Source organism: Aureimonas sp. AU22, assembly GCF_001463745.1.
Lineage (GTDB): Bacteria > Pseudomonadota > Alphaproteobacteria > Rhizobiales > Rhizobiaceae > Aureimonas.
In genome coordinates this window covers 38,763-50,243 of sequence record NZ_BBWJ01000041.1, presented here as the reverse complement: position 1 = coordinate 50,243, position 11,481 = coordinate 38,763, and the positions used below count along the sequence as shown (strand labels likewise).

Genomic DNA, 11,481 nt, shown 5'->3' with positions numbered 1-11,481 from the left:
CCATGGCGGTGGTGACGGCGGCGGCAACCATGGCGGTGGTGACGGCGGCGGCAAAGGTGGCGGCGACCAGGGAGGCGGCGAGAAGGGCGGCGATGCCGGCGGAAAGGGCAACTGATCCGACAATCTAGGGGACGGCCCGAACGCCGCCATGAGCGATCGGGCCTCCTCGGTCCCGCCATGTCGATTGCGCTGGGACGGGCGGACTCTCCAACACGCTATGCAACCCATGACAGGACCGCCGACGATCCGTCGTCGTCGGTCCTGCCTTTGCGTGTCCGAACGCCGGCAGAGATGCGGGCGTTCGCCCCCGGCCCGATCGAACGGCCTGCCGGAGCGGCGCAGTGTCTGCGCATCGTCCGGTGAAGGCTCCGCCGATCGACGGGTTCGAGCGACATCACGCGATCCCGTCGAGGACCCTCCTCTCGCCGATGCCCTCGTTTCGCGCACCACAGGGTGTCAGCCGTGTTCCGACGGGGAGTGCCCCGCCGAAACCAACGCTCGCGCTTTCCTTCGTGCTCATGCAGCACGGCTGCAGATATCGCCGGCATCGCGCGCCCCGGCCCTGCGTCCCGTATCGTGCACCCTTTGCACAGGCCCGGTCCGGGTCCCCGTCCCATCATCGCCTAAAGACGGTGCTGCGAACCGGCGCATGACCGTTGTAATATCGGGATGTGCGGTCAGAGAAACGGATCGATCATGATCACTCAAACAACGCCAATTGTCACAGGCAGCACCAAGCGCATCGAACGCGCGTCCATTCCGGAAGACCTTCGCCCGGCACGTGGATTGTTCGTCGGCCTGGCTCTGTCGGCCATCATCTGGCTCAGCGTCGCGGTTGCCTGGCTGGCTCTCTAGGCAAGGCTGGTCGTCTCGTTCGCCTTCCGCGCTGGCGGCCCGGCGTCACCTCATTTCCTTGAAGGATACCGCTCCCGATTTCGGGGCCGGCTGGCCGCGCTGCATGCCGGATCCTGACTGGCGACCGCGAAGTGCGAAGCGCCCCTGCCGCGGCGATGATCGTGAGACAAAATCAACCTGCAGAACGCGAAACGGGCCGAGCTTCCACTCGGCCCGTTTCGCGTTTCGGCTTCCGCGACGGCGGTCAGCCCGCCCGATCCTGAAGGGGCGGACGCAGCACCGCTTGCGCCACCACGGCGTCGGGCAGGCGGACGGGCTTGATCTTCGAGAGGTCGCGAAGCTCGACCGCCGGCCGCACGGAGGCCACGTCCCTGGTGGCGCCGAGGAGGACGTCGCGGGCCACTGCCACGGCCTCGGTCGTTTCCTGCGCGCTCCAGGACGGGTCGACCAGGAATGCCAGGCTTCGCTCGCCGAGGCGCCGGGCCGCGGGCAGCCGCTTGGCGGGGCCGAGATGGGCGGAGGCGAAGGCCTCCTCCAGGTAGATCTCCGAACAGCTGCCGGAGAAACAGGGCACGCCCCCTTTGGCGATGGCGGCCACCAGCGTGTTGCGCGTCCAGCCGTCGGCGAGCCGCGACGGATCCACATACGCATAGAGCCGATACCAGGCGTGCGTGTGCTGCGACGCCAGTTCCGGGATCGAGACCAGCGAAAGATCCCGCAGCCCGTCCATCCAGATCCGCGCGTTGCGCTCGCGCTGCAGGCGCCAGTCCTCGAGGCGTTCCAGCTGCCGCAGACCCAGAACCGCCTGGATCGACATCATCCGCCAGTTGGTGCCGATCGACTGGTGCAACCAGCGAAAGCCCGGCGTTCCGATGCCCTGATGAGCCAGCGTATAGGACTTCCCGTGATCCTTCAGGCTCCAGGCCGCCTGCCAGAGGGCGTCGTCGTCCATCGCGATGAGCCCCCCCTCCCCGCCGGTCGTGATGATCTTGTCCTGGCAGAACGAGAAGGCCGCAATGTCGCCAAACGAGCCGACGGGTCGCCCGTCGTAGCGCGCCCCATGCGCCTGGGCGCAGTCCTCGATGACCTTGATGCCGCGGCGCCGCGCGAGCCGCATGATCGGCTCCATGTCGCAGGGCCACCCCGCCAGATGAACGAGAATGACGGCCTTGGTGCGCGGCGTGATCCGGCGTGCGATCGTCTCGGCGGTGAGGTTGCCGGAAACGGGGTCGACGTCGGCGAACACAGCCGTTGCGCCGGCAAACGGCACGCAGGCCGCCGATGCCACGAAGCTGCGCGGCGTGACGATGACCTCGTCGCCCGCCCCGATCCCCAGAACGCGCAAGGCAAGGTCCAGCGCCACGGTTCCGTTGGCCACCGCGACCGCATGGCGGCGCCCCAGATGGTTCGCATAGGCTTCCTCGAAGCGGGCGACATGATCGCCCGTCCAGGCATTGACCTTCGCGGACCGCAGAACCTCGACCACGTCGGAGATCTGCTCCTCGTCATAGATCGGCCAGCGTTTCATAGGGATCGCTCCTTGAGCATCGGAAGACATCAGAGCACGTCGCGCACGAGCACGAAGGCCTCGGCCGCGCTTCGGTGGATGCGCGTGCCACGAACGAGCGCGAGCGCGCGCAGGGCGTCGATCGAGCGCTCGTGCGGAAAGGGACGGACCTGGGAGGCGAACATCGCCATCGCCTCGAGCTTGCGCTCGAGGGTGTTTTGGATGTCGACGAACACCTGCGGCAGGAAGCCGGGCGTGACGTAGGGGGCGTTCCAGTTGGTCTCCGACACCGTCTCGTAGGCGAGGATCCGGCGGGGATACTCGTGCTGGTGGGGGCGCGCGGCGACGAGCGACGACAGGAAGATCAGCTGGTGATCGAGATGGACGTCGCCGACGAAGGGAATGAAGAGCGTGTCGGGGCGCACCTCGCGAACGATCCCCTGCAGGGCGCCGTTCAGGGTCGAATGGGGCGTTTCGCCGAGCTTTGCCGCCGGCTGATCGAGCCAGTGGGTCTGCGTGACACCGAGATGGGCGTGCGAGGCGCGGGCCTCGGCGCGGATGCGGGCGACGGTCGCCTCGTCGTATTCCGGCAGGCTGCCCCGCGTGACGACCGCGACATGAACCTCGCAGCCCTCATCGCCAAGCCGGGCGATCGTGCCGCCGCATCCCAGGACCTCGTCGTCCGGATGGGGCGCGACCACGAGCACGCGGCCGAAGGACGTCAGTCGCTCCGTCATGGCGCCGTCCTGCCGGACACGTCGAGGGGGTTCAGCTCCGCGGCGGCCGCGGCGATGGTCGCGAGCATCCGCCGCTCGCCCCGCACGAGGACGAGCCCCGTCATCAGAAGGATCCGGAGATCGAGAAGGAGATTGCGGTGGCGCACGTACCAGAGATCCAGCGTGAGTTTCTCGGAATCGGAGAGATGGGTGTTGCCGTTGACCTGAGCCCAGCCGGTGAAGCCCGGCAGCACGGTGCATCGCTCCACGCCCCAGTCGCCGAAGGCGGCGATCGTGCTCGGCAGGAGCGGACGCGGTCCGACGAGGGTCATGTCGCCGCGAAGAACCGCGAGGAGCTGCGGAAGCTCGTCCAGCCGCCAGGCCCGCATGAGCCGGGTTGCCCGGGTTTCCCGCAGGGCATCGGGCAGCAGCATCCCGTCGGGGCCGCGCGTATCGCGCATCGTGCGGAATTTGCAGATCATGAACGGCTTGGCCGAGAGACCGCTTCGCGTCTGCCGGAACAGAAGCGGGCGGCCGATGCTCGCGTAGACGATGCCGGCCGCGAGCAGCCAGAACGGCAATGTCGCGACGAGGATGAGGGCGGCCAGGCATCGACCGACGATCGCGCCGGTCGAACGGTGGGGCTGGCCCACCCCCGTCTCGCGCCGATGCCGCGTCTCGTTCAGCATCATGGCAGACGACCCACGGCAGCGCTCGCCAGCGTCGCACCGCGCGCCCGGGAGGCGGGATCGATCGACACGAGCACCGTGTCGCCGGGTGCGATGTCGTCGAAGATGTCGACGTCGTGCGTGACGGTCCGACCGTCGACCTTGCTGCGGACGCGATAGGAGAAGACGATGGTCGAGTCCTGGCTGGCTTCCTCGGCGGAGAGGCTGCTCAGGAGGACGATCTGCTTCTCGGTGGCGTCGCGCAGCGCGAGCAGGCGCTCGATGTCGGCATAATGACCCTGGAGTTCGGAAAGGGCGGTCTTGGTTCGGGTATCGGTGGTGTCGGACAGGTCACGCTGGAGATCGCCGAGTTCCCGGCGGGTAGAGGACATCTGATTGTAGATCTCCAGGAGCTGCGACTCCTGTGCGGTGGTTTCCCGCTCGATGCCGGACAGTTCGGTGATCGTCTTGATGCCGCGCTTGTAGAGGGCGCGGCTTCGCTCGAGGTCCTCGCGGGCCGAAGCGATGGCCACCTTCTTGTTCTCGACAAGCTGGGCAAGGTTCTCCAGCGCCCCGTTGACTTCCGTCACCGCCGCCGTCAGCTGGCCGAAGCGCGTCTTGTAGCCGCGCGCCTCGACTTCGAGGATCTTCTGCTCGGTGGGAATGAGCGTCGCGCGCAAGGCGTCGGTGACGATCGGCCGGGCCTTCTCGGGAATGTCGTCGGCGGCGATCTCCAGACGCCCGTCCAACTGGGCGCGGACGCGCGCGGCCGCGATCGCCGCCCGCGCGATCTCCACCGACGATTCGTCGATGTCGCCGCGCAGGCGGGTCTGCATGACGATGCGATCCTCGTTGGTGCCGGTGCCGGTGGATTGGCCGCCGGCGAGCGCCACGGCCTGCTCGACGTTCATGGTCGGCTGGAAGGGGTAGGATCCCGGCGAGCGAACGTCGCCCAGAACGTAGATCGGGCGGAAGTTGACGATGGCGAACGAGATCTGGGGATCGATGAAGAAGCGGCGCTCGACGAAGGCGCGGCGGATCGCACCCAGCGCCTCGGAGACCGTCAGCCCCTCGACCTTGAAGCCACCGATGAGCGGCAGGTTCACCTGGCCGTCGCTGGATACGGTGAGTTGTTCGGACGGGAGGGTGTCGTCGAGAAAGTCGAACGACACGACGTCGCCCACGGTGAGCTGGTAGGCGTCGGCCGCAGGCGCTCTTGCATTGGCTCCAGAACCCGACCCGAAGACCGCCCAGCCCGCCAACGCAAGGACCTGTCCCAGGAAGAGCGCATTGCGTTTTGCGCGTCCGATCATGCTCTTCTCCGCACGTTTCAACGGGAGGTTGGCCCAAGGCTAGGACCGTTCAGCGGAGTCGCGGAGTTATCCATTCGATGAAGGGGGTACGCCGAGGTCGCAGCCCTCACAGCCATTCGGATAGCGCGGGGCGGATCGGACGCGCCCGCCTCATCGCGGGGCCGCGGCCGCGGCGGCCGTGAGGGATGTGAAGGCCGCCGATGTCGCCGGGGCATGGCCTTGCCGAACCGCGGCGGCCGCGTTCCCCGGCGCCCCCTGGTAGCTCGGAAGAACCGCCGCGATGCTGGCGACGACCCCGGCCATGTCGCCGGTCGCCGCCAGGTGCTGGAGCCCCGCGAAGGCCTGCTGGAGATCCTCGAGCGGCACGGCGTCGGGAATGGCACCCAGTACGCCGGGAACCGGGGATGCGACCCGCCGCTCGTGGGTGTCGAACAGTTCCTCGAACAGTTTCTCTCCCGGCCGGCAGCCGATGATCTCGATCTTGATCTCCTCGTCCGGACGATAGCCGGCCAGCTTGATCATGCGCCGCGCCATGTCGACGATGCGGATCGGCTCGCCCATGTCGAGAACGAAGATCTCGCCGCGACCGAGGCCCTTCTCCAGACCGTGCGACGAGGCCTGGAGGGTCAGTTCCACGGCTTCGCGGATGGTCATGAAGTAGCGCGTCATCGCCGGATCGGTGACCGTTAGAGGGCCGCCGCGCGCGAGCTGCCGCTCGAAGAGCGGGATCAGCGACCCGCTCGAGCCGAGCACGTTGCCGAACCGCACGGTCATGAAGCGTGCATCGTCCTGCGTCCCGGCAAGGTCCAGCGCCTGGCAGTAGAGTTCGGCGAGCCGCTTGGTGGCGCCCATGACGCTCGTCGCGTTCACCACCTTGTCGGTGGAGATCTGGACGAAGGCGCGTGCGCCGCACCGTCGTGCCGCGTCCGCGACGTTTCGCGTGCCGATGACATTGGTGAGGATCCCCTCGCAAGGGTTCAGCTCGACCATGGGAACGTGCTTCAGCGCCGCCGCATGGAAAACGAGCTCCGGCCGGTGCCGATCGAAGATCTCGCCGAGGCGCCCTGCGTCGCGCACATTGCACAGATACGCGGTGCGCGGGACGGCGGGGAAGGTCTCCGACAGCTCCATGTCGACGGCATAGAGATTGTACTCGCTGTTCTCGATCAGCACGATCTCGGCCGGACGAAGGGCCGCGACCTGAAGGGTCAGCTCCCGGCCGATCGAGCCGCCGGCGCCCGTCACCACGACGCGGCAACCCTCGATCATGCGGCGGAGAGCTTCCTTGTCGAGCGCGGCCTGGGGCCGTTCGAGGAGATCGGTCAACTCGATCGGCCGCAGGTCGAGCCGGTTCTCGGACTTCGGGTTGCGCAGCTCCAGGACGGGCGCGGGCCGCGAGATCGCGATGCCGAGCTGATCGGCCTTGTCGATGAGCGCCTTGGTGTCGGGATCGGTGAAGCCGGACACCGTCTCGGTGAAGATCAGGTGCCGCGGCTTGCAGCCGCGCGCGGTGAGATCGGCCACCACGGTTTCGAAATCGCCGAGGCTGCCGAGGATCGGAACCCCGCGCAGGAGAAACCCTTCCGTGCCGGCGACGCGGTCGAGGATGCCGACCGGCCGGTGGCGCGCCCCCTCTTCCCGCTGAAGGGCCTGCAGATAGAGATCGGCGACGTCGCCCGCCCCGATCAGGAGCACAGGAACGCTGTCGCCTCCCGCCGCCGGGGCAGCGGCGACGGCCGAGCGCAAGCGCCGCGTGTCGGCGAACTTGAACCGCATGCGCGGGGCCAGGAGCAGCGGCACGAGGATCGCCGTCTGGATCAGCGCGATGGACCGCGGGATCGCATCCATCTGCCCGACCACGAAGAGACAGAACACGAAGCCGAGTGAGGTGATCACGACGGCTCGCACGACACCCAGAAGATCGCGAACGGACGCGTAGCGCCAGTTGCGCCGGTAGAGGCAGGTGAACGGGAACACCAGGCCGCAGATCAGCAGAAACCAGGGCAGCACGCCGAGAAGCAAGCGGAACCGTTCCGCCGCCGAGGCCGAGCCGTCGAGGTCGAGACGCACGAGCGCGGCGAGGAGAAAAGCACAGCCCGCCATGGCGATATCGGTCGCATAGAGCCAGCGGCTGGCCCAGGCGGCCCGCACCCGATTGACGAAGCGCTGCCTCAGATAGGCATAGACCTCAGCCCTTCCGGGCGGGTTTGGCCACGGCAGGGGCGCGGGCCCGTTCAGCATGTGGCGGACGATGGCCGCGCCCTTCAGCGGGATGGCGTGGAAGCCGAGCGAGGAGGAGGCAGTTCGCGCGTGCGCGATTTCAATCGTCATCTGAGCGCTCCGGACAGACGATCCAAGAGACCCGACAAGTGAAGGGGACATCTGGAACGAATTCCACCCGTTCGGGACCGAGTGTCCGATGTATCGAGGCGGTGCCGTTCCGGAAATTCAGCCGTAAAGCCGCGTCCATCATCCTTGTTGCAAGTGCGACTGCCCGGACGGGTAAGGCCGTGTGTTCGATGCTGCGCGCGTCATCGTTATGCGCGCGCCGGCGGCATCGTCCTTCGTCTAATGGGCGCGCACGGCGTCGTCCGCTACCCAATTCGACAGATCCCTGCCGACCAGGTTCCCCAAACGGTTGGCGTCGGTCGTGTAGAAGTCGACGAGGCGCTGGCGCAGCGGCGACGACAGGGCCGGATAGGCGATCTCGTGCGCCACGAGGCTTCGCGCCGCCGCGAAGATGGAGTTGCCCCGGAATCGCTTCAGGATCGGCTTGAACGGAGCGACGGCCTTGCGGAGTCCTGGCGACAGCATCGGCTCGGTGCGGTCCTTGACCTTCTGGAGGATCGGACCCGGCGCTTCGGCGGGCAGTCCAAGGAAGGAGCGCGCGCGGCGCAGCTGGGCGTCGGGCGCGGCCAGCATGTCCTCGTAGAACAGGACGAGGATCCGCTCGGCCGGGAACAGATCGAGATAGGCCTGGAGCTGCTCGTGGTAGAGGCCGCCGTTCAGGAACCGGTTCGTCCGGCCCTTGCCCGTATCGAGATGCGCGTCGATGTCGGCATCCACCTCGCCGCGCCGGTAGAGCATGCAATAATCGGAATAGGCGCGCGCCACGGGGCTGCGCAGTTGCACGATGAGCTTGGCGTGCGGCAGCAAGGCATGCACGCGCGGCGGGGCGACGGGATTGTCCAGATAGGAGTTCGACTTCTCCCCTGCGAGGCGATCGTCGGCGCCGGGGGGGAACTGGTCGAGATACCATTCGAGCCCGCGATGATGGTTGCGGCTAAAATAATGGAGCTCGGGATCGGGCATGGCGACGGACGGGTCGGCCTGCAGCGACTTCTGCAGCCAGGTCGTCGCGCTCTTGGCGGCGCCGATGATCAGGAAATCGATGGATTGCGCCTGCATGGAGGAGGATCCGGTTCTCGATGGAAGGATTGCGCTTGCGGGCGGCCAAGCAGCCGCCCGGATCGAAGGCCGACGCGGCGCGGCCTCAGCCCGCGAATGTCCTGAGGTAGCCGGCGTCCGTCAGATACCGCACCACGTGCTCGGCGGCTTCCGCCGCGCTCATGTCGGGCGTCATCCGGATGTCGGGGCGCTCGGGTGGCTCGTAGGGACTGTCGATGCCGGTGAAGTTCTCGATCAGTCCCTGGCGGGCACGCCTGTAAAGACCCTTCGGGTCGCGGCTTTCGGCGACCTCGATGGGCGTGTCCACGAAGATCTCGATGAACTCCCCGTCGCCGAGCATCTCGCGCGCCATGCGCCGCTCGGCGCGGAAGGGCGAGATGAACGACACGAGCGTCACCAGCCCCGCATCGGCGAAGAGCTTGGCCGCCTCGGCCACGCGCCGGATGTTCTCGACCCGGTCGGCCTCGGTGAAGCCGAGGTCCCGGTTCAGCCCGTGCCGGATGTTGTCGCCGTCCAGGATGTAGGTGTGAATCCCCAGCGAATGGAGCCGCTTCTCGACGAGGTTGGCGATCGTCGACTTGCCCGCGCCCGAGAGCCCGGTGAACCACAAGACGGCGGGCCTCTGTCCCTTCAGCGAGGCGCGCGACGACTTGTCGACGTCGAGCGCCTGCCAGTGGATGTTCTGGGCCCGCCGAAGGCCGAACTCGATCATCCCCGCGCCGACCGTCAGGTTGGTCATGCGGTCGATGACGATGAAGGCGCCGGTCTCCTTGACGCTGGAGAACGGGTCGAAGGCGATGGGCTCGTGGGTCGAGAGGTTGACGAAACCGACCTCGTTCAGTTCCAGCGTCTTGGCGGCCAGCTTCTGGAGGGTGTTGACGTCGACCTTGTGCTTGAGGTCGGTGACGCTCGCCGTGAGCGTCCGCGTGCCGATCTTCACGAGATAGGGCCGGCCGGCGATCAGAGGGTCGGCATGCATCCAGATGAGGTGCGCCGCGAACTGGTCGGAGACCTGGGGACGGGCGACCGCCGCGGCGATGACGTCGCCGCGCGAAGCGTCGATCTCGTCCTCGAGGGTCAGCGTCACGGCTTCGCCGGCACCTGCCGCCTCGAGATCCCCGTCATAGGTGACGATCTGCTTGACGCGGCTGGTCACGCCCGATCCTGCCACCACCACGCGGTCGCCGGGGCGCACGGAGCCTGCCGCGATGGTGCCGGCGAAGCCGCGAAAGTTCAGGTGCGGACGGTTGACCCATTGCACCGGCATGCGGAACGGGGCGTTGCGATCGGTGTCCTCGACGTCGACGGCTTCGAGATGCTCGACGAGCGAGGGGCCCTCGTACCAGGGCGTGCGCTCGCTTCGGGCGAGCATGTTGTCGCCGAAACGCGCCGCCAGCGGGATCGCCTGGAACGAACGGAAGCCGAAGCTTTCCGAAAAGGCCCGATACTGCGCGACGATGGTGTCGAAGACCTCCTGGCTGTAGTCGACGAGGTCGATCTTGTTGACGGCAAGGACGACGTGCCGGATGCCGAGAAGGGAGACGATGAACGAGTGGCGGCGCGTCTGCGTGAGGATGCCGTGCCGCGCATCGACGAGGAGGACGGCAAGGTCCGCATTGGAGGCGCCGGTCGCCATGTTGCGGGTGTATTGCTCGTGGCCCGGCGTGTCGGCGACGATGAACTTGCGCGCCTCCGTGGCGAAGAAGCGATAGGCCACGTCGATCGTGATGCCCTGCTCGCGCTCGGCGGCCAGGCCGTCGACGAGGAGGGCGAAGTCGAGTTCGTCCTCCGTCGCGCCGCGGCGACGGCCGGAGTCGCGCCCGAGGGCGGCGAGTTGGTCCTCGGTCAGGAGCTTGGTGTCGTAGAGGAGCCGGCCGATCAGCGTCGACTTGCCGTCGTCGACGCTGCCGCAGGTGAGAAAGCGCAGGAGGCTCTTTCGCTCGGCGCCGGGCAGGAGGCCGGGGAAGTCGGACGTGATCTCGCTCTGCGCGAGAGGGGTATCGAGGACGGCGCTCATCAGAAATATCCCTCCTGCTTCTTCTTCTCCATGGAAGCGGCCTCGTCGTGGTCGATGAGGCGTCCCGAACGCTCCGAGGTCCGGGCCCCCGAAATCTCGCGCACGATGTCGGAAAGGGTCGCGGCCTCGCTGTCGCAGGCCGCCGTCAGCGGATAGCAGCCGAGCGTGCGGAAGCGCACGCTGCGCATCTGCGGAACCTCGCCCTCGCGCAGCGGCAGGCGATCGTCGTCCACCATGATCCACTGGCCGTCGCGCTCGACGACGGGACGCGGGGCGGCGAAATAGAGGGGCACGATGGGGATGTCTTCCGCCATGATGTATTCCCACACGTCGAGCTCGGTCCAGTTGGACAAGGGGAAGACGCGGATCGATTCGCCCGGCTTGATGCGCGTGTTGAAGAGGTTCCAGAGCTCCGGCCGCTGGTCCTTCGGGTTCCAGCCGTGGTTGGCCGAGCGGAACGAGAACATGCGCTCCTTGGCTCTGGACTTCTCCTCGTCGCGCCGCGCCCCGCCGAAGGCGGCGTCGAAGCGATGGGTCGTGAGCGCCGTCTTCAGCGCCTCGGTCTTCATCACCTGCGTGTAGAACGAGGATCCGTGCGTGAACGGGTTGATCCCCTCCGCCAGCCCTGCCTCGTTGCGGTGAACGATGAGATCGAGGCCGAGGCGCGCCGCCGTCTCGTCGCGAAACCGGATCATCTCGGCGAACTTCCACGTCGTGTCGATGTGGAGCAGCGGAAACGGCGGCGGGGCGGGAAAGAACGCCTTGCAGGCCAGATGCAGCATCACGGCCGAATCCTTGCCGATCGAATACATCAGCACCGGATTGCGGAACTCGGCGGCCACCTCCCGGAAGATGTGGATCGCCTCGGCTTCGAGGCGCCGGAGATGCGTGAGGGCGGCTCCGCTGGAGGCAGCACGCGCGTGACGGGGCTGGGGCTCGACCGGCGCGATGGCGGAAATCGACATGGGGTGCCTTTCCAGACGGGGAGATCGGTGGC

General features: G+C 67.4%; 9 protein-coding genes. 1 reads left to right on the top strand and 8 read right to left on the bottom strand.

Features of this window, described 5'->3' with window-relative positions; genetic code table 11:
* The first annotated feature begins 696 nt into the window (after window positions 1–696).
* Window positions 697–855, top strand: a complete 159-nt coding sequence (locus AUL34_RS22340) for a hypothetical protein (protein WP_156420938.1) — start codon at window positions 697–699, stop codon at window positions 853–855.
* 244 nt (window positions 856–1,099) lie between these two features.
* Here AUL34_RS22340 and AUL34_RS14545 read toward each other — a convergent pair whose 3' ends face one another.
* The 8 genes from AUL34_RS14545 to cysD form a co-directional block, all read right to left on the bottom strand.
* The gene (locus AUL34_RS14545; protein WP_082653396.1) at window positions 1,100–2,383 is read right to left on the bottom strand and encodes a DegT/DnrJ/EryC1/StrS aminotransferase family protein; all 1,284 of its coding nucleotides are present in this window, start codon (window positions 2,381–2,383) and stop codon (window positions 1,100–1,102) included.
* Between the two features lie 29 nt (window positions 2,384–2,412).
* The gene (locus tag AUL34_RS14540; protein ID WP_061935037.1) at window positions 2,413–3,099 is read right to left on the bottom strand and encodes a PIG-L deacetylase family protein; all 687 of its coding nucleotides are present in this window, start codon (window positions 3,097–3,099) and stop codon (window positions 2,413–2,415) included.
* Complete coding sequence (locus tag AUL34_RS14535; protein ID WP_061935035.1) at window positions 3,096–3,770, bottom strand: sugar transferase; 675 nt, start codon at window positions 3,768–3,770, stop codon at window positions 3,096–3,098. Before AUL34_RS14535 ends, AUL34_RS14540 begins: the two co-directional genes overlap by 4 nt.
* On the bottom strand, window positions 3,767–5,059 hold the full coding sequence (locus AUL34_RS14530) for a polysaccharide biosynthesis/export family protein (protein ID WP_061935033.1): 1,293 nt from the start codon (window positions 5,057–5,059) through the stop codon (window positions 3,767–3,769). The genes AUL34_RS14535 and AUL34_RS14530 overlap by 4 nt, the downstream gene beginning before the upstream one ends.
* 150 nt (window positions 5,060–5,209) lie before the next feature.
* Window positions 5,210–7,390 (bottom strand): nucleoside-diphosphate sugar epimerase/dehydratase, encoded by a 2,181-nt coding sequence (locus AUL34_RS14525; protein WP_061935031.1) that lies wholly within the window; start codon window positions 7,388–7,390, stop codon window positions 5,210–5,212.
* A gap of 237 nt (window positions 7,391–7,627) precedes the next feature.
* A complete protein-coding gene (locus AUL34_RS14520) occupies window positions 7,628–8,467 on the bottom strand; it encodes a sulfotransferase domain-containing protein (RefSeq protein ID WP_061935029.1) in 840 nt (279 codons plus the stop codon).
* Window positions 8,468–8,552: 85 nt separating this feature from the next.
* Window positions 8,553–10,484, bottom strand: a complete 1,932-nt coding sequence (gene cysN / locus AUL34_RS14515) for a sulfate adenylyltransferase subunit CysN (protein WP_061935026.1) — start codon at window positions 10,482–10,484, stop codon at window positions 8,553–8,555.
* Complete coding sequence (cysD, locus tag AUL34_RS14510) at window positions 10,484–11,449, bottom strand: sulfate adenylyltransferase subunit CysD (RefSeq protein ID WP_082653395.1); 966 nt, start codon at window positions 11,447–11,449, stop codon at window positions 10,484–10,486. The genes cysN and cysD overlap by 1 nt, the downstream gene beginning before the upstream one ends.
* Between the last annotated feature and the right edge of the window lie 32 nt (window positions 11,450–11,481).

What these genes read in the sequence shown, in the direction of transcription:
- cysD (WP_082653395.1), bottom strand. Translation starts at nt 11,449, where the DNA reads ATGTCGATTTCCGCCATCGCGCCGGTCGAGCCCCAGCCCCGTCACGCG.
- cysN (WP_061935026.1), bottom strand. Translation starts at nt 10,484, where the DNA reads ATGAGCGCCGTCCTCGATACCCCTCTCGCGCAGAGCGAGATCACGTCC.
- AUL34_RS14530 (WP_061935033.1), bottom strand. Translation starts at nt 5,059, where the DNA reads ATGATCGGACGCGCAAAACGCAATGCGCTCTTCCTGGGACAGGTCCTT.
- AUL34_RS14525 (WP_061935031.1), bottom strand. Translation starts at nt 7,390, where the DNA reads ATGACGATTGAAATCGCGCACGCGCGAACTGCCTCCTCCTCGCTCGGC.
- AUL34_RS14535 (WP_061935035.1), bottom strand. Translation starts at nt 3,770, where the DNA reads ATGATGCTGAACGAGACGCGGCATCGGCGCGAGACGGGGGTGGGCCAG.
- AUL34_RS14545 (WP_082653396.1), bottom strand. Translation starts at nt 2,383, where the DNA reads ATGAAACGCTGGCCGATCTATGACGAGGAGCAGATCTCCGACGTGGTC.
- AUL34_RS22340 (WP_156420938.1), top strand. Translation starts at nt 697, where the DNA reads ATGATCACTCAAACAACGCCAATTGTCACAGGCAGCACCAAGCGCATC.
- AUL34_RS14520 (WP_061935029.1), bottom strand. Translation starts at nt 8,467, where the DNA reads ATGCAGGCGCAATCCATCGATTTCCTGATCATCGGCGCCGCCAAGAGC.
- AUL34_RS14540 (WP_061935037.1), bottom strand. Translation starts at nt 3,099, where the DNA reads ATGACGGAGCGACTGACGTCCTTCGGCCGCGTGCTCGTGGTCGCGCCC.